Below are 16,748 nucleotides of genomic sequence, written 5' to 3'. Positions count from 1 at the left end.
AACAGCCCCACCCCCCCCCGCGCCCCCCCCCCCCCCCCCCCCCCCCCCCCCCCCCCCCCCCCCCCCCCCCCCCCCCCGCCCCCCCCCCCCCCCCCCCCCGCCGCCCCCCCCCCCCCCCCCCCCCCCCCCCCCCAGGGGGTGTGGCTCTTACGCGCCGACCAGGGCGCGGTCGCGCGGGGCGGCGTCCTTGGAGCCGAGCTGCTCCAGCGGCACGTGCGCGGTCTCGCGGGCGGTGAGGGCGCACAGGCCCGCGACGGCGGCGGCAGCGGCGGTGAGGATGGCCACCGGCCACCACCCGTCGGGGCCGTCACCGACGATCGCGGCGGCGATGAGCGGCGAGAAGCCGCCGAGGGCGAACCCGATCTGGGTGCCGATCGCCGTGCCGGAGTAGCGGACCCGGGTGTCGAACATCTCGCCGTAGAGGGACGGCCAGATGCCGTTGGCCGCGGAGTAGGTGACGCCGGAGATCAGGATGCCGAAGACGAAGACCAGTGCGACGTTCCCCTGCTGCACCGCCCACAGGAAGGGGAAGATCAGCACCGCCGAGCCGAAGGCGCCGAAGGCGAACACCGGGCGGCGGCCGATCCGGTCCGACAGCCGCGCCCACAGCACCAGCGTGCCCAGCGCGATCGCGTTGGCCACGACGATCATCCACAGCAGGGTCGACCGCTCCATGCCGATCGCGTCGCTGGTGCCCTGCGCGAGCGCCCAGGTGCCGACGATCGTGCTGACCACCGAGACCAGCGCGCACAGGACCACCCGCAGGACCGAGGCCCAGTGGTCGCGGAACAGGACGGCGACGGGCAGCTTGGCGACCTCGTGCTCCTCGCTGGCCCGCTCGAACTCCGGCGTCTCGGGCAGCGACCGGCGCACCCAGTAGCCGACGGCGACGACGGCCGCGGACAGGAAGAACGGGATCCGCCAGCCCCAGCTGAGGAACTGGTCCTCGGGCAGCAGCGCGAACGGGATGAAGACCAGGTTGGCGAGGATCAGGCCGGCCTGGGTGCCGACGAGGGTGAAGCTGGTGAAGAACCCGCGCCTGCCCTCGGGCGAGTGCTCCAGGGTCATCGAGTTCGCACCGGCCTGCTCGCCGGCGGCCGAGAGGCCCTGCAGGATCCGCATGAGGACCAGCAGGATCGGGGCGGCCACCCCGATCGCGCCGTAGGACGGCAGCGCGCCGATGAGGAAGGTGGAGACGCCCATCAGCAGCAGGGTCAGCACCAGCATCTTCTTGCGGCCGACCTTGTCGCCGAAGTGGCCGATGACGACCGCGCCGAGCGGCCGGGCGACGTAGGCGACGCCGAAGGTGGCCAGCGAGAGGAGGATCCCGGTGCTCGGGTCGCTCTCCGGGAAGAACACCTGCGGGAAGACCAGGCCGGCGGCGGCGCCGTAGATGAAGAAGTCGTAGTACTCGAGCATGCTGCCGACGAAGCTCGCGACGGCGGCCTTGCGTGGCGTGTGCGCGTGGGTGGTCCCACCGGGGGCGGGGGTCGTGCTCATGTCGGTCTCCTGGGGAGGCGCGGCGGCAGCGATCTCGTCGTGCCGGTCGGGGCGTCCCGGGGCGGGCCCGGGTGGTCGGCGGTGCGGTGCAGCGGGCGGCGGCCGGGATCCCCGGCTCCCCGTGCCGCCCTGGCCCCGGGGTGGGGGCCGGCGCGGTGTCGCCAGCGGCTTATGTACCAACTGGTTACGTACCAGATGGTGAGGTGATGGCCGTCACCGTGTCAAGCCCGCCGGTCGGAGAGGTGTGTCGAGCGCCCTCAGTGGGCGGTGAGGTAGGCGACGACGAGGTCGCCGAGCATCCGGCGCTGGTGGTCGCGGCGGGCCGGGTCGAGCAGGTCGCGACCGAAGATGGCGCCGAAGGTGTGCCGGTTGGCCGTCCGGAAGACGCAGAACGCGCTGATCACCTGGTGGACGTCGAGGGCGTCGACGTCGTCCCGGAACAGCCCGGCGTCCCAGCCCCGCTCGAGGATCGTGCCGAGGACGTCCAGCGCCGGGTTGGCCAGCCCGGACAGCGCCTCGGAGCGGGCGATGTGCTCGGCGCGGTGGATGTTCTCGATGCTGACCAGCCGGATGAAGTCCGGATGGGCCTCGTGGTGGTCGAAGGTCAGGCCGGCGAGCTCCCGGATCGCCTCGACCGGGTCGAGGTGCTCCACGTCGAGCTGCTGCTCCAGGCTGCGGATGCGGCTGTAGGCCTGCTCCAGGACGGCGACGTAGAGCTGCTCCTTGCCGCCGAAGTAGTAGTAGATCATCCGCTTGGTGGTGCTGAGCTTGTCGGCGATCTCGTTGATCCGGGCCCCCGCGTAGCCGCGGTCGGCGAACTCGGTGGTGGCCACGGCGAGGATCTCCGCCCGGGTGCGGTCGGCGTCCCGCGTCCGCTCGGGGGCTCCGGCCGGCGCCGCCCCGGGGACGTCGGGGGAGGTGTCGCCCTCCGGGTGCTGCGCGGTCACTGCTGCCCTCCGCTCGACGGCCGTCCCCCGCAGCCTAGGTGGGCCGCCCCCCCGGCCTCCCGACGCCGTGGCCCGGATCACGCGGGGGGCTGGCGGCCGGGCTCCGGGTGTGGTCCCCTAGGAACAACTCACCAGTTGGTACATAGCTAGGAGACGACCATGGCGTCCGCCTCGCAGAGCTTCCTCGTCGGCCTGGTCGGCACGGGCATCGGCCCGTCGCTGACCCCGCCGATGCACGAGCGGGAGGCCGACGAACTCGGTCTCCGGTACCTCTACCGGCGGCTGGACCTCGACGTCCTCGACCGGCCGGCCACCGCGATCGGTGAGGTCCTGGCCGCCGCCCGGCTGGCCGGCTACGACGGCCTGAACGTCACCCACCCGTGCAAGCAGCTGGTCCTGCCGCACCTCGACGAGCTCTCTCCCGACGCCGAGGCGCTGGGCGCGGTCAACACCGTCGTCCTGCGCGGGGGCCGGGCGGTCGGGCACAACACCGACTGGTCCGGGTTCGCCCGCGCCTTCGACCGCGGCCTGCCCGACGCCGCCCTGGACCGGGTGGTCCTGCTCGGGGCCGGCGGCGCCGGGGCCGCGGTGGCGCACGCGCTGCTCACCCTGGGCACCCGCCGGCTGACCGTCGTGGACGTCGACGCCCAGCGGGCCGCCGGGCTGGCCGCCGCGCTGCAGGAGCGGTTCGGCGCCGCCCGGGCCACGGGGGCCGACGCCGCCGCCCTCCCCGCGGCGCTGGCCGAGGCCGACGGGCTGGCCCACGCCACGCCCACGGGCATGGCCGCGCAGCCGGGCCTGCCCGTGGACGCCGCCCTGCTGCGCCCGGACCTCTGGGTCGCCGACATCGTCTACCGCCCGCTGGAGACCGAACTGGTGCGCACCGCCCGGCGCCTCGGCGCCCGGGTGCTCGACGGCGGCGGCATGGCGGTGTTCCAGGCCGTCGACGCCTTCCGCCTGTTCACCGGGGTCGAGCCCGACGCCGAGCGCATGCTGGCGCACTTCACCGAGCTGGTCGCCGGGCCGGGTCCCGATGTCCGCATCGGCTGAGGCGCGCCGGGCGATCGCCACGGTCTGCCTGTCCGGCACGCTCGAGGACAAGCTGACCGCGGCCGCCGGCGCCGGGTTCGACGGCATCGAGGTGTTCGAGCCGGACCTGGTCGCCGCCCCGTGGTCCCCGGCCGAGCTGGCCACGCGCTGCGCCGACCTCGGCCTGTCGATCGACCTGTACCAGCCCTTCCGCGACCTGGACTCCACCGACCCGGCGCGCTTCGCCCGCAACCTGCGCCGGGCCGAGTGCAAGTTCGACGTCATGGCCGCGCTCGGCGTGGACACCGTGCTGGTCTGCTCCTCGGTGGCCCCCGACGCGGTCGACGACGCCGACCAGCTCGCCGAGCAGCTGGCCGCCGCGGCCGCCCGCGCCGGCGAGCGCGGCCTGCGGATCGCCTACGAGGCGCTGGCCTGGGGCACGCACGTCTCCACCTGGGAGCGCTCGTGGGACGCCGTCCGCCGCGCGGACTCCCCCGCCCTCGGGCTGTGCCTGGACAGCTTCCACGTGCTCTCCCGCGGCGGGGACCCGGCCGGCTTCGCGCAGGTGCCCGGGGACAAGCTGTTCTTCCTGCAGCTGGCCGACGCCCCGGCGCTGCGCATGGACGTGCTCCAGTGGAGCCGCCACCACCGGCTCTTCCCCGGCCAGGGCGCGTTCGACCTGCCCGGCTTCCTCGGCGCGGTGCTCGCCGCCGGCTACACCGGCCCGCTGTCGCTGGAGGTCTTCAACGACGTGTACCGGCAGTCCGACCCGGCCCGGACGGCGGTGGACGCGATGCGCTCGCTGCAGTGGCTGGAGGAGGCGCTCGCGCTGCGCCGTCCGGACGCCGGCCTGCCCACCCCCCCGGCCGCACCGGCCCTGTCGGGCTGGTCGTTCACCGAGCTGGAGGTCGACGGCGTCTCCGGTCCACGGGTGGCCGGGGTGCTGGACGCGCTCGGGTTCACCCACACCGGGCAGCACCGCTCCAAGCCGGTGCAGCTGTGGGAGCAGGGCGGGGCGCGGGTGCTGCTCAACGCCTCCGTCGTGCGCCCGGCGGCCACGGGCGTGGCCGCCGTCGCGGCGCTGGGCCTGGAGAGCGCCGACCCGGGCCGCTCGGCGGCACGGGCGGAGGCGATGAGCGCCCCGGTGCTGCCCCGCACCCGGGGGGCGGTCGAGGCGGAGCTGTCGGCGGTGGCCGCGCCCGACGGCACGCAGGTCTTCTTCACCCGCACCGTGCCCGACGGCTGGCCGGCCGACTTCCTGCCGACCGGCTCGGCGGCCGGCGCGGGCAGCGGGATCACCCGCGTCGACCACGTGGGCCTCGCCCAGCCCTTCGACGCCTTCGACGAGGCCGGCCTGTTCTACCGGGCGGTGCTCGGCCTGGAACCGCAGGAGGTCACCGAGCTGGCCGCGCCGTTCGGGCTGGTGCGCACCCGGGCGGTGACCGGACCGGGCCGGACCGTGCGGCTGGCCCTGAGCGCCTCCACCCTGCGCCGCGGGGGCTGGGCCCCCGGGGTCCCGGAGCCGCAGTACGTCGCCTTCGCCACCGACGACATCGTCGCCACGGCCCGGGCGCTGCACGCGGCCGGCGCCCCCCTGCTGCCCGTGCCCGCGAACTACGCCGACGACCTCGACGCCCGCCTCGACCTGGCTCCGGAGCTGCTGGCCGCGATCCGCGAGCACGGGCTGCTCTACGAGGAGGACGCCGCCGGGGGCTACCTGCACCTGGTCACCGAGGTGCTCGGCGACCGGGTGTTCTTCGAGGTGGTGCAGCGGCTGGGCGGCTACGACGGCTACGGCACCGCCGACGCGCCCGTCCGGATGGCCGCCCACCGCCGCCTGCGCCAGGCCGCGCTCGTGCCGGCGGACGGCTGAGCGCCGTTCCGGGTGTCGGCGCGGGCGCCGGCGGGCCATGATGGGGGAACTCGGATCACTCGAGCCCTCCCCGCCGCACCGGCGGCTCGACCCAGGGGCGCGTCCATGAGCCACTCCCCCCGCCCGACCAGCCCGGGATGCGCCGGGCCGGCACCCTCCCCCCGCCCGGGAGCGACGTCGTGACCGCCATCGCGCCGCGGCCCATCGTCAGCCGGCCCAGTGCGATGCCGCCGGCCGACAGGGGCACCCGGCTGAGCAACCTGCTGCGGACCACCGACCACAAGACGATCGGCCTGATGTACCTGGTCACGTCGTTCGTGTGGTTCATCATCGGCGGCTTCATGGCCATGCTGATGCGCGGGGAGCTGGCCCGGCCGGGGCTGCAGTACCTCTCCCCGGAGCAGTACAACCAGCTGCTCACCATGCACGGCACGGTGATGCTGCTGTTCTTCGCGACGCCGCTGTTCTTCGCGTTCGGCAACCTGATCATGCCGCTGCAGATCGGCGCCCCCGACGTCGCCTTCCCGCGGCTGAACTCCTTCTCCTACTGGCTGTTCCTCTTCGGCAGCACGCTCGCCGTCGCGGGTTTCATCACCCCCGGCGGGGCCGCCGACTTCGGCTGGTACGCCTACACGCCGCTGTCCGACGTGGCCCACAGCCCCGGCGCCGGGGCGAACCTGTGGATCGCCGGCCTGGCCGTCAGCGGTCTGGGCACCATCCTGGGCGCGGTCAACTTCATGACGACGATCATCTGCCTGCGCGCGCCGGGCATGACGATGTTCCGGATGCCGATCTTCGTCTGGAACACGCTGGTGACCAGCATCCTGGTGATCTTCGCGTTCCCGATCCTGACCGCGGCACTGTTCGGGCTGCTGGCCGACCGCCAACTCGGAGCGCTGGTGTACTCCGAGGAGAACGGGGGGCCGATGCTGTGGCAGCACCTGTTCTGGTTCTTCGGGCACCCCGAGGTCTACATCATCGCGCTGCCGTTCTTCGGCATCATCACCGAGATCATCCCGGTGTTCAGCCGCAAGCCGCTGTTCGGCTACAAGGGCATGGTCTTCGCGACCATCGCCATCGGGGCACTGTCGGTGACGGTGTGGGCGCACCACATGTTCGCGACCGGCGCGGTGCTGCTGCCCTTCTTCGCCTTCCTGACCTACCTGATCGCCGTGCCGACCGGCATCAAGTTCTTCAACTGGATCGGCACCATGTGGCGGGGGCAGCTGACCTTCGAGACGCCGATGCTGTGGTCGGTCGGCTTCCTGGTCACCTTCCTGCTCGGCGGCCTGACCGGCGTCCTCCTGGCCTCACCGCCGCTGGACTTCCACCTCAACGACAGCTACTTCGTCGTCGCCCACTTCCACTACGTGGTCTTCGGCACCGTGGTGTTCGCGGCCAATGCCGGCATCGCCTTCTGGTTCCCGAAGATGTGCGGCCGGATGCTCGACGAGCGCCTCGGGAAGCTGCAGTTCTGGATGACGTTCATCGGCTTCCACGGCACCTTCCTCATCCAGCACTGGCTGGGCAACGAGGGCATGCCGCGCCGGTACGTCAACTACCTGCCCACCGACGGTTTCACCACGCTGAACACGATCTCGACGATCTTCTCCTTCGTGCTCGGCGCCTCGATCGTCCCGTTCCTGTTCAACGTGATCCGCTCGTGGCGGCACGGCCCGCTGGCGCTGCGGGACGACCCCTGGGGCCACGGCAACTCGCTGGAGTGGGCGACGTCGTCCCCGCCGCCTCGGCACAACTTCACCGAGATCCCGAAGATCCGCTCCGAGCGGCCGGCGTTCGAGGCGCACTACCCGCACCTGCTCGAGCGCCTGGAGGCGGAGAAGCACGTCGGCGGCCGGCACCAGCCCTACGCCGGCGTCAGCGACGTCGGGCTCACCTCCGGCGGCCGGCAGGGCTCGCGCGACCCCGACCCGACCTGAGCGGTCCCGCCCGTCGCGGTCAGCCGCGCAGGTGGGTGTCGAGGAACCGCAGGATGCGCACCCAGGCGTCCTCGGCGGACGGGTGGTGGTAGCCGAGGCCGGCGACCCGCTCCAGGACGGCGAACGGGCCGACGTCGTGCCGGTTCATGAACGAGTGGCCGGCGTCGGGGTACTCGTGGACGTCGTGCGGCACCTCGTGCCGGGTGAGGATGCCCTGCAGCCGCTCGGCCGCTCCGCGCAGCACCCGGTCGCGCCGGCCGTAGCTGGCCACGACCGGGCAGGCGCCGGCGAGCACCTCCTCGGCGCCCTTCGGCAGCATGCCGTAGTTCGGCGCCGCCGCGTCGAAGCCGCGGGTGGCGGCCAGCAGGGCGAAGCCACCGCCCATGCAGAAGCCGACCACCCCGACCCGGCCGGTGCAGTCGGGCCGGTCGATCAGCCACCGCCGGGCCGCCTCCAGGTCGCCGAACGCCGCACCCTCCTGGCGGAGCAGGTCCCCGAAGGTGCGCTTGAGGCAGCGCAGCCCGCCGGCGGTGAACAGGTCCGGGGCGAGCGCCAGGTACCCGGCGGCGGCGAGGCGGTCGGCGTGCTGGCGGACGTCGTCGGTGAGGCCGAACGCCTCGTGGACGACCACCACCCCCGGCCACGGGCCCTCCCCCACCGGCGGGACCGCGAGGTGGGCGCGCAGCTGCGGGGCGCTCTGCGCGCCGGGGATCGTCGTCTCGGGCACGAGCATCTCCCTGCGCCGTCCGGACCGGGGAACGGACGCTACCGACCTCGGCCGGCCCGGTGTCAGGACCGCGCGCACCGGGGGCTTCCCCCGGGCGCGGGGGCGCGGGATGGTCGGATCCCGCTCCTGCCCCCGGAGGCCGACGATGAGCGCATCCCACGGCACCGTCCCGACCGACCCGACCTTCTACCGCAGCGCGGCCGAGGCGATCGCCGCACCCACCGAACGGCTGGCCTACGTCGTGGCCTTCGACCGCGCCGGCCGGCAGCCCGACGCCCTGACCGTCGTCGACACCGACCCGGCGTCGGACGGGTACGGCACCATCGTCGGCTGGGCCGAGCTGCCCACCGTCGGCGACGAGCTGCACCACTTCGGCTGGAACGCCTGCTCCAGCGCCCTCAGGCACGAGGGCCACGACATGGGCGCCGACGGACTGCAGCGGCGGTACCTGCTGCTGCCCGGACTGCGCAGCTCAACCATCCACGTCTACGACACCCACCCCGACCCCCGCGCGCCGCGGCTGCACAAGACGATCGAGGCCCGGGAGCTGGCCGAGAAGGCCGGCTACTCGCGGCCGCACACGCTGCACTGCGGTCCCGACGGCGTCTTCCTGACCTGTCTGGGCGGCGCGAGCGACGGTGAGGGCCCCGGCGGCATCGCGCTGCTGGACCACACCACCTTCGACGTCCTGCGGGCGTGGGAAACCGACCGCGGCCCGCAGTACCTGGCCTACGACGCCTGGTGGCACCTCAACCAGAACACGCTGGTCTCCAGCGAGTGGGGCACGCCGAGCATGGTGGAGGACGGGCTCGTGCCCGAGCTGCTGCTCGGCGGCCGGTACGGCCACCAGCTGCACTTCTGGAACCTCGCCGAGGGCCGGCACCTGCAGACGGTCGACCTCGGCGCCGAGCACCAGATGGTGCTGGAACTGCGGCCCTCCCACGACCCCGAGGCCACCTGGGGCTTCGTCGGTGTCGTGGTCTCCACCGCCGACCTGTCGGCGTCGGTGTGGCGCTGGCACCGGGACGGCGACCGGTGGACCGCCGACGAGGTGATCACCATCCCGCCCGAGCCGGCCGACCCCGACGACCTGCCCCCCGCGCTCAAGCCGTTCTCCGCGGTGCCGGCCCTCGTCACCGACATCGACCTGTCGGTCGACGACCGGATGCTCTACGTCTCCTGCTGGGGCACCGGCGAGCTCAAGCAGTTCGACGTCTCCGACCCGGCGCACCCCCGTGAGGTCGGCTCGGTCCGCCTCGGCGGCATCGTCCGGAGGACGGCCCACCCCGCCGCACCGGAGAAGGCGCTGGCGGGCGGCCCGCAGATGGTCGAGGTCAGCCGCGACGGACGACGGGTCTACCTGACCAACTCCCTGTACGGCGCGTGGGACGACCAGTTCTTCCCCGACGGCGTGGGGTCGTGGATGGCGAAGATCGACGCGGACCCCGAGGGCGGCGGGATGAGCCTGGACGAGCGGTTCTTCCCGCACGGGGAGGACTGGCGCGGGTTGCGGCCGCACCAGGTGCGCCTGCAGGGCGGCGACGCGTCCTCGGACTCGTACTGCTACCGCTGACCCGGTACGGCGTCGGAACGGCAGCGCCCGTCGCTCAGCCGGTGAAGACCGCGGTCTCGGCCAGCCGGGACGCCGTCACGGTCTTCAGCCGGGCGACCGCCTGCGCCAGCGGCACCAGCTCGATCTCGGTGCCCCGCAGCGCGACCATCTGCCCGTGCCGGCCCTCGTGCGCGGCGATCGTCGCGTGCAGGCCGAAGCGGGTGGCCAGGACCCGGTCGAACGACGTCGGGGTGCCGCCGCGCTGCACGTGACCGAGCACCGTGGTGCGCACCTCCTTGCCGGTGCGTCGCTCGAGCTCGTCGCCCAGCTGCTGGGCCACGCCCGTGAACCGCCTGTGCCCGTACTCGTCGACGCCGCCGTCGCGGACCAGCATCGTGTCCGGCAGCGGCTGGGCCCCCTCGGCCACGACGCCGATGACGTGGGTGTCCCCGCGCGCGAAGCGGTCCTCGACGATCTTCGCGACCTCGGCGACGTCGAAGGGCTCCTCGGGGAGGAGCGTGACGTGCGCCCCCGACGCCAGCCCCGCGTGCAGCGCGATCCAGCCGGCGTGCCGGCCCATCACCTCGACCAGGAGCACCCGTTGGTGGGACTCGGCGGTGGTGTGCAGCCGGTCGATGAGGTCGGTGGCGATGCTGACCGCGGTGTCGAACCCGAAGGTGAGGTCGGTGCCGTCGATGTCGTTGTCGATGGTCTTGGGGATGCCGACCACCGGGACGCCGGCCTGCGAGAGCAGGTGCGCCGCGGTGAGCGTCCCCTCGCCGCCGATCGGGATGAGCACGTCCACCTCGTGCGCGGCCAGCACGGCCTTCATCTGCGCCAGCCCGGCGTGCAGCTTCTCCGGCGCCACCCGGGCCGACCCGAGCGTCGTCCCGCCGCGGGTCAGCAGGCCGTCGACCGCGGCGACGTCCAGCGGCGTCGTCCGGTCCTCGAGGAGGCCCCGCCAGCCGTCGCGGAAGCCGATCACCTCGCTGGCGTAGTGGGTCGTCGCGGTGCGGACGACCGAGCGGATGACGGCGTTGAGGCCGGGGCAGTCGCCCCCGCCAGTCAAGATGCCGATGCGCACCGGCTGCTCCCTCGGGGTCGTGGGCCGGGTCGCCGCCGACCATACGTCATGACGACATGACGTCATGAGTCCCGTGCTCACGTCGCGTGTCGCCGGACCCGCCCGCGGTCAGCCGACCTCCGCGACCCCGGCGGCGTGCCGGCGCGCCAGCTCGCGGTAGATGGCTGGGTTGCCGGCCACCCAGCCGCGGGCGCCGTCGGAGAGGGGGCCACGCTCCCGGGCGGGGACACCGAGCACCATCACCTCGTCGGGGACCCGCATCCCCGGTGGCACCAGGCTGTGCGCCCCCACGAGCGCACGGGCGCCGACCCGGGCGCCGTCCTGCACCGTGGCGCCGTTGCCGACCAGCGCCTCCGCGCCGATGACGGCGCCGTGCACCACGCACATGTGCCCGACCGTGGCGCCGGGGCCCACCTCGGTCTCCGGGTCGGCGCCACCGTGCAGCACGGAGTTGTCCTGCACGTTGGCGCCCTCGCGGACCACGATGCGCCCGAAGTCCGCACGCAGCACGACGCCGTACCAGATCGACGCGCCGGCCTCGACCACGACGTCCCCGACCAGCGTGGCGGTCGGCGCCACCCAGGCCTCGGGGTGCACCTGCGGGGACCGGCCTTCGAAGGAGAACAGCGGCACGGACGCCGAGGGTAGGGGCACCCTCCCGCGCCGGCGATCGCGCGCCCGGGCCCGTTGCGATCCCATGACGGTCCGTTGCAGGCGTCCCCGGGGCGCGACAGCGGCGCCCCGGCGCCTGCATGGTCGGGGCATGGAAGCGGTCTGGGTCCAGTCAGTGCACAACCTCCACTGCCCGGCGTGCGGTACCCGCCTGGTCGAGATGGCGGGGCGCTACGCCGTCCCGCGCCGGCGGGGGCCGGTCTACGTCGGCGAGGTGGGGACGCTCACCTGCCGGTCGGGGCACGCCCTGCCCGACCGCGCCGCGCTGTACGCCTACCGGGACCAGCGCGGGCTGCCGCCGCAGACGCCGGTCCGGGAGGTGTCCCCACCGCGCTGAGGGCGCTCAGGCGCCGGCGGTCTCCTCCAGGACGAACATCGGCGCGAGCCCGGTGAGGTCGAGGACCTGCCGGAAGCGCGGGCCGGCGTTGCGGACGACGGCCGGCCGGCCCTGCCCCGCCGACTGCTGCGCCCACCGCGCCAGCAGCGCCAGGCCGGTCGAGTCGATGTAGGCCGTCCCGGACACGTCGACGGCCACCAGGGCCGCCTCGTCCAGCCCGCCGTCGCGCATGCGGTGCACCAGCGGGGCGTCGACGTCCCCGCGCAGGTGCAGCACCGGCCCGCCGGCGTCGCGCACCACCTCGTACGAGCCGGACGGCGGCTCGACCCCACCCCCGCCGAGGTACCCCACGCGCACACTGTGGCGGGGGTCGCACCCGCGGACAACCGCTCCCGCCGCCGTTCCCCCCGACGGGTGGCGCCGGGCGCGTGCGAGCATCGCTCTCCGTGCGCGTGCGGGGATCCGGGGAGCTGCCCCGCGAGGTCGGTGTGCTGTCGGTCGTGGCCTTCGTGGTCGCGCTGGGCTTCGGGATCGTGGCGCCGGCCATCCCGCTGTTCGCCCGGTCCTTCGGCGTGGGCACCACGGCCGTGGGCCTGGCCGTCAGCGCCTTCGCGTTCTTCCGGTTCGTCTCCGCCTTCGGGGGCGGCTCGCTGGTCGAGCGGCTCGGCGAGCGCGTCGTCCTCACCCTCGGGCTGGTCACCGTCGCGGTCACGACGGGCGCGGCGGGGCTGGCCGGCTCCTTCCCGCTGTTCCTGGGGCTGCGCGCGGCCGGCGGCGTCGGCAGCGCCATGTTCACCGTGGCCGCGCTCTCCCTGCTGCTGCGGGTCTCCCCGCCCTCGCACCGCGGCCGGGCGGCGGCCACCTACCAGGGCGGCTTCATCCTGGGCGGCATCGCCGGGCCCGCGGCCGGCGGCCTGCTCGCCGAGCTCTCCCCCCGCCTGCCGTTCGTCCTCTACGCCGGGTTCCTGCTGGTCGCTGGCGGGGTGAGCCTGCTGTTCCTCCGGTCCCCCGCGCCGGCCGCGGCGCAGGCGCCACCGGCGGACGTCCCCGAGCCGGACCGCGGCCCGCTGCCGCTGCGCGCGGCGTTCCGGTCGCGGGTCTACCTCGCTGCGCTGGTGGCCAACCTCGGCGTGGGCTGGATGCTGTTCGGCGTCCGCAACTCGCTGGTCCCGCTGTACGTCACCGAGGAGCTCGGCCGCTCGGTCACCTGGGCCGGGCTGGGGCTGCTGGCCGGCTCCCTCGCCCAGGCGGTGGGCCTGCTGCGCTCCGGGCGGCTGGCCGACGCGTGGGGACGCCGCCCCGCGCTGGTGCTGGGGACCACGCTGGCCACCGCCGCCACCGCCGTGCTCGTCCTGCCGCCGGCGACCGGGGCGTTCCTGCTGTCGATGGCGGTGTTCGGGCTGGCCGCCTCGCTGCTGTCCAGCGTGCCCGCCGCGCTCGTCGGGGACGTCAGCCCGGCCCGCGGCGGCCGGGTGGTGGCGGTGTTCCAGATGTCGGCCGACCTCGGCGGGATCGTCGGGCCGCTGGCCGCGGGGTGGCTCACCGACGTCGCCGGCTTCCAGGCCGCGTTCGGCGCCACCACGGCGGTGCTGGGCCTGGGCCTGGTCGCGGCCCTCGCGCTGCCGCGGTCCACCGGCGTCCCGGCCGGTCAGTCGCCGGCCGCCGCCGCCCGGTAGCCCGGCGCCCGCGCGGCCGGCCGCGGCGTGCCCGACGCGAGCAGCGGCAGCACCCGGCGCGGCACCAGCTCCGACAGGGCCACGACGCTGGTGGAGCGCACCACCGAGGGCGAGCGGCCCAGCCGCACCAGCGTCTCCTGCAGCGCCGCGTGCGACTCGGCGGCCAGCCGGACCAGCACGTCCCCGGCGCCGGTGGTCACGTGCGCCTCCAGGACGCCGGGGATCGCCCGCAGGTCGGCCGCGACCTCCTCGAGCGCGCCCTGGGCGATCTCCAGGGTGACGAACGCCTGGACGCCGAACCCGGCCGCGGCCGGGTCGATGTCGGGCCCGTAGCCGGTGACCACGCCGGTCTCCTCCAGCCGCCGCAGCCGCGCCTGGACCGTCGCCCGCGCGACCCCGAGCCGGCGGGAGAGCTCCAGCACGCCGGCCCGTGGCTGCTCGGTCAGGGCGGTGAGCACCGCCAGGTCGAGCGCGTCCAGCCGCTGCGCCACCGCTCCTCCTCCCGGACTGGTCGGGATGACCAGCTCGGCGCCGTCCCGAGCCGTCGTCCTGGCCGGATCGACCAGTCCCAGACGGTCATCTTGCCCATCCCCGGCGCCCGGAGGTGTGCTGGACGCACGCGCGACTGACCGGACCACACGGGAGGGCGACATGACCGCCACCGAGCCGCAGGGGACCCTCGAGCAGGTCCTCACCGACGACGAGCGCCTGGCCGAGCTCAGCGCCGACCAGCTGCGGCAGCTGGTCGGCCTGGTCGAGCACGACCCCGCCACCGACCCCTTCCCGGTCAGCGGCTGGGACGCCCTGGTGTGGATCGCCGGCAACGCCACCCAGACCGCCCACTTCTTCCAGTCCGCTTTCGGGATGGACCTGGTCGCCTACTCCGGCCCCGAGACCGGCAACCGGGACTCCCGGGCCTACGTGCTCCGCTCCGGCGCCGCCCGGTTCGTGGTCACGGGGGCCTACTCCCCGGCCAGCCCCCTGGCCGACCACCACCGCCGGCACGGGGACGGCATCGTCGACATCGCCCTGGCCGTCCCCGACGTCGACCGGTGCGTCGCCCACGCCGCCGCCCAGGGCGCGAGGGTCCTCGAGCCGCCGCACGACGTCACCGACGAGCACGGCACCGTCCGGCTGGCGGCGATCGCGACCTACGGCGACACGCGGCACAGCCTGGTCGACCGCTCGCGCTACACCGGCCCGTACCTGCCCGGGTACGTGGCGCGGACCTCGACCCACCAGCGCCGCCCCGGCGCGCCGCGGCGGCTGTTCCAGGCCATCGACCACGTCGTCGGCAACGTCGAGCTCGGCGCCATGGACCACTGGGTGGACTTCTACCGGCGCGTCATGGGCTTCACCAACATGGCGGAGTTCATCGGGGAGGACATCGCCACCGACTACTCGGCGCTGATGAGCAAGGTCGTGGCCAACGGCAACCACCGGGTCAAGTTCCCGCTCAACGAGCCGGCCGTCGGGAAGAAGCGCTCCCAGATCGACGAGTACCTGGAGTTCTACGGCGGACCGGGCGCCCAGCACGTCGCGCTGGCCACCGGTGACATCCTCGCCACCGTCGACGCGATGGTCGCCGCGGGTGTCGAGTTCCTCCCCACCCCGGACTCCTACTACGAGGACCCCGAGCTGCGGGCCCGCATCGGCACCGTCCGCGTGCCGGTGGAGGAGCTGCAGCGCCGCGGCATCCTGGTCGACCGGGACGAGGACGGCTACCTGCTGCAGATCTTCACCCGGCCCACCGGCGACCGGCCGACGGTCTTCTTCGAGCTCATCGAGCGGCACGGCTCGCTGGGCTTCGGCAAGGGCAACTTCAAGGCGCTGTTCGAGGCGATCGAGCGCGAGCAGGAGCGCCGCGGCAACCTCTGATCCCGCGCGACGTCGTCACGGCGAGTGACCGCCGCCCGGTGTGTCCGGACGTCGCGTTTGTCGCCCCCGGGACGCCGCCCTAGCGTGACGCCGTCCGGACGGGTCGTTCCGTCACCCCCTGGTGACACCGGCCGGACGCCGCCGAACCCTGCGCCGGCCCGTCTCGCCGGCACCAGGGACCGGGGACCCACCGCAGTACTGGGGTGAAGCGCCCACGGCCCTCCCGGGCCACGGGCGCCGGGCGCCTTCCCGCCCGAACCCGTCAGCTAACTCGGTAGGCGGCTGTGGAAGAGAGGACAGACCCGCCCACCATGGCGACGTCGCACGCCCCTGCCCGCGCGCTCCCCCGCCTCCTGGTCGGCCTCGTCGCCGCCGGCGGGCTCACCCTCACCACCCTCCCCGCGGCCTCCGCCGCGCCCGGCGACCCGGCCACCTCGCAGGAGGCCGCGGCACTCGTCGCCGCGAAGGCCCACGACCTCGAGGTCGTGACCGAGCAGTTCAACGAGGCCCGCGAGGAGCTGCGGTCCAGCCAGGAGGCCGCGACGGCGGCGGGTGCGGAACTGGCCGCCGCCGAGGCCGCGCTGGTCACCGCCCGCGAGCGGGTCCGCGCGGTCGCCCGGGGCGCCTTCACCGGCGACCGGCTGGGCACCCTGTCGGCCATGCTCACCAGCGACTCGCCGGAGGAGGTGCTGGACCGGGTCGGCACCCTGCAGACCATCGCCGACCACAACAACGGCGTCCTCGGTGGGGCCGAGCAGGCCGCGGGCGACGCCGAGACCGCCCGCCTCGCCGCCGAGCAGGCGGCCGCCGACGCGCAGGCGCTGGTCGACCAGGTCGCGACGCGGCAGGCCGACCTGGACCGCCAGGTGGCGCGCTTCCAGGCCGAGTACGACCGGCTGGTCGCCGCGGAGGAGCGGGCGTCCCGGGAGGCCGCCGAGCGGCAGGCCGCCGAGGAGGCCGCCCGGGCCGCGGCCGCGCAGGCCCCCGCACCCGCCGCTCAGCCGGCCCCGGCCGGCGGAGGCGGTGCCCGGTCGGCCGCCGCGCCCCCGCCCGCCCCGGTCGCGGCGGTGGCCGGCGGGAGCGCCGCCGCGCGCACCGCCGTCGAGACCGCGCTGGCCCAGCGGGGCGACCCCTACGTGTGGGCCGCGGCGGGGCCGAACGCCTTCGACTGCTCCGGGCTGGTGCAGTACGCCTACGCCGCGGCGGGGATCAGCCTGCCGCACTCCAGCCGGATGCAGTCGACGATGGGCACCCCCGTCCCCCGGTCGGCCCTGCAGCCCGGTGACCTCGTGTTCTTCTACAGCCCGGTCAGCCACGTCGGCATCTACGTCGGCAACGGGCAGATGGTGCACGCCTCCACCTACGGTCAGCCGGTGAAGGTCGCCTCGATCGACTCGATGGGCGGCTACAACAGCGCCCGCCGCATCGGCTGAGCCCCGGGGGGGGGGGGGGGGGGGGGGGGGGGCGGGGGGGGGGGGGGGGGCGGGGGGGGGCCCCGCCCCGGCCCCCCCCCCGCCCCCCGCCGGGCCCCCC

Annotated in this window: 15 protein-coding genes and 1 riboswitch; of the genes, 8 read left to right on the top strand and 7 right to left on the bottom strand. The window is 74.9% G+C overall.

Going from position 1 to position 16,748, the window contains the following annotated elements; all coding sequences use genetic code 11:
* Positions 1–147: 147 nt before the first annotated feature.
* Complete coding sequence (locus tag ACI79E_RS21665; RefSeq protein WP_456934647.1) at positions 148–1,500, bottom strand: MFS transporter; 1,353 nt, start codon at positions 1,498–1,500, stop codon at positions 148–150.
* A gap of 257 nt (positions 1,501–1,757) precedes the next feature.
* Positions 1,758–2,447 (bottom strand): TetR family transcriptional regulator, encoded by a 690-nt coding sequence (locus ACI79E_RS21660; RefSeq protein ID WP_456934646.1) that lies wholly within the window; start codon positions 2,445–2,447, stop codon positions 1,758–1,760.
* Positions 2,448–2,606: 159 nt separating this feature from the next.
* On the opposite strand from ACI79E_RS21660, the gene ACI79E_RS21655 reads away from it, so the two are divergent.
* The 3 genes from ACI79E_RS21655 to ctaD all read left to right on the top strand — a co-directional run bounded on the left by ACI79E_RS21655 (position 2,607) and on the right by ctaD (position 7,289).
* Entirely contained in the window at positions 2,607–3,497 is an 891-nt protein-coding gene (locus tag ACI79E_RS21655) for a shikimate dehydrogenase (RefSeq protein ID WP_456934645.1), read from the top strand.
* Entirely contained in the window at positions 3,481–5,349 is a 1,869-nt protein-coding gene (locus ACI79E_RS21650; protein ID WP_456934644.1) for a bifunctional sugar phosphate isomerase/epimerase/4-hydroxyphenylpyruvate dioxygenase family protein, read from the top strand. Before ACI79E_RS21655 ends, ACI79E_RS21650 begins: the two co-directional genes overlap by 17 nt.
* Positions 5,350–5,528: 179 nt before the next feature.
* Positions 5,529–7,289: an aa3-type cytochrome oxidase subunit I gene (gene ctaD, locus ACI79E_RS21645; RefSeq protein ID WP_456934643.1), complete on the top strand. Its 1,761-nt coding sequence runs from the start codon at positions 5,529–5,531 to the stop codon at positions 7,287–7,289.
* A gap of 19 nt (positions 7,290–7,308) precedes the next feature.
* On the opposite strand, the gene ACI79E_RS21640 is transcribed toward ctaD, so the two are convergent.
* Positions 7,309–8,016 (bottom strand): dienelactone hydrolase family protein, encoded by a 708-nt coding sequence (locus ACI79E_RS21640; protein WP_456934642.1) that lies wholly within the window; start codon positions 8,014–8,016, stop codon positions 7,309–7,311.
* A gap of 145 nt (positions 8,017–8,161) precedes the next feature.
* On the opposite strand from ACI79E_RS21640, the gene ACI79E_RS21635 reads away from it, so the two are divergent.
* Positions 8,162–9,589 carry a selenium-binding protein SBP56-related protein gene (locus ACI79E_RS21635; protein WP_456934641.1) on the top strand — a complete coding sequence of 476 codons (1,428 nt, stop codon included), beginning with the start codon at positions 8,162–8,164 and terminating at the stop codon, positions 9,587–9,589.
* Between the two features lie 34 nt (positions 9,590–9,623).
* Here the strand turns inward: ACI79E_RS21635 and ACI79E_RS21630 are convergent, their stop codons facing one another.
* Both ACI79E_RS21630 and ACI79E_RS21625 read right to left on the bottom strand, forming a co-directional pair.
* A complete protein-coding gene (locus tag ACI79E_RS21630) occupies positions 9,624–10,652 on the bottom strand; it encodes an ATP-dependent 6-phosphofructokinase (protein WP_456934640.1) in 1,029 nt (342 codons plus the stop codon).
* Positions 10,653–10,760: 108 nt separating this feature from the next.
* A complete protein-coding gene (locus ACI79E_RS21625) occupies positions 10,761–11,285 on the bottom strand; it encodes a gamma carbonic anhydrase family protein (RefSeq protein ID WP_456934639.1) in 525 nt (174 codons plus the stop codon).
* A 130-nt stretch (positions 11,286–11,415) separates the two neighbouring features.
* Between ACI79E_RS21625 and ACI79E_RS21620 the strand changes: the two genes are divergently transcribed.
* Positions 11,416–11,661, top strand: a complete 246-nt coding sequence (locus ACI79E_RS21620; protein ID WP_456934638.1) for a hypothetical protein — start codon at positions 11,416–11,418, stop codon at positions 11,659–11,661.
* A 6-nt stretch (positions 11,662–11,667) separates the two neighbouring features.
* On the opposite strand, the gene ACI79E_RS21615 is transcribed toward ACI79E_RS21620, so the two are convergent.
* Positions 11,668–12,012: an STAS domain-containing protein gene (locus ACI79E_RS21615; RefSeq protein WP_456934637.1), complete on the bottom strand. Its 345-nt coding sequence runs from the start codon at positions 12,010–12,012 to the stop codon at positions 11,668–11,670.
* Positions 12,013–12,107: 95 nt separating this feature from the next.
* Between ACI79E_RS21615 and ACI79E_RS21610 the strand changes: the two genes are divergently transcribed.
* The gene (locus ACI79E_RS21610) at positions 12,108–13,337 is read left to right on the top strand and encodes an MFS transporter (RefSeq protein WP_456934636.1); all 1,230 of its coding nucleotides are present in this window, start codon (positions 12,108–12,110) and stop codon (positions 13,335–13,337) included.
* Here the strand turns inward: ACI79E_RS21610 and ACI79E_RS21605 are convergent.
* Positions 13,310–13,828 (bottom strand): Lrp/AsnC family transcriptional regulator, encoded by a 519-nt coding sequence (locus tag ACI79E_RS21605; protein ID WP_456934635.1) that lies wholly within the window; start codon positions 13,826–13,828, stop codon positions 13,310–13,312. The two genes, ACI79E_RS21610 and ACI79E_RS21605, sit on opposite strands and share 28 nt — an antisense overlap.
* A gap of 160 nt (positions 13,829–13,988) precedes the next feature.
* Between ACI79E_RS21605 and hppD the strand changes: the two genes are divergently transcribed.
* Both hppD and ACI79E_RS21595 read left to right on the top strand, forming a co-directional pair.
* Positions 13,989–15,215 (top strand): 4-hydroxyphenylpyruvate dioxygenase, encoded by a 1,227-nt coding sequence (hppD, locus tag ACI79E_RS21600; protein WP_456934634.1) that lies wholly within the window; start codon positions 13,989–13,991, stop codon positions 15,213–15,215.
* 154 nt (positions 15,216–15,369) lie between these two features.
* Positions 15,370–15,511: riboswitch (cyclic di-AMP (ydaO/yuaA leader) on the top strand.
* A 15-nt stretch (positions 15,512–15,526) separates the two neighbouring features.
* A complete protein-coding gene (locus ACI79E_RS21595) occupies positions 15,527–16,648 on the top strand; it encodes a C40 family peptidase (protein WP_456934633.1) in 1,122 nt (373 codons plus the stop codon).
* The last annotated feature ends 100 nt before the right edge of the window (positions 16,649–16,748 follow it).

The organism is Geodermatophilus sp. SYSU D00079 (genome assembly GCF_054050635.1).
The sequence above is the reverse complement of the archived record's forward strand: the minus strand, read 5'-3'. Positions and strand labels throughout refer to the sequence as shown.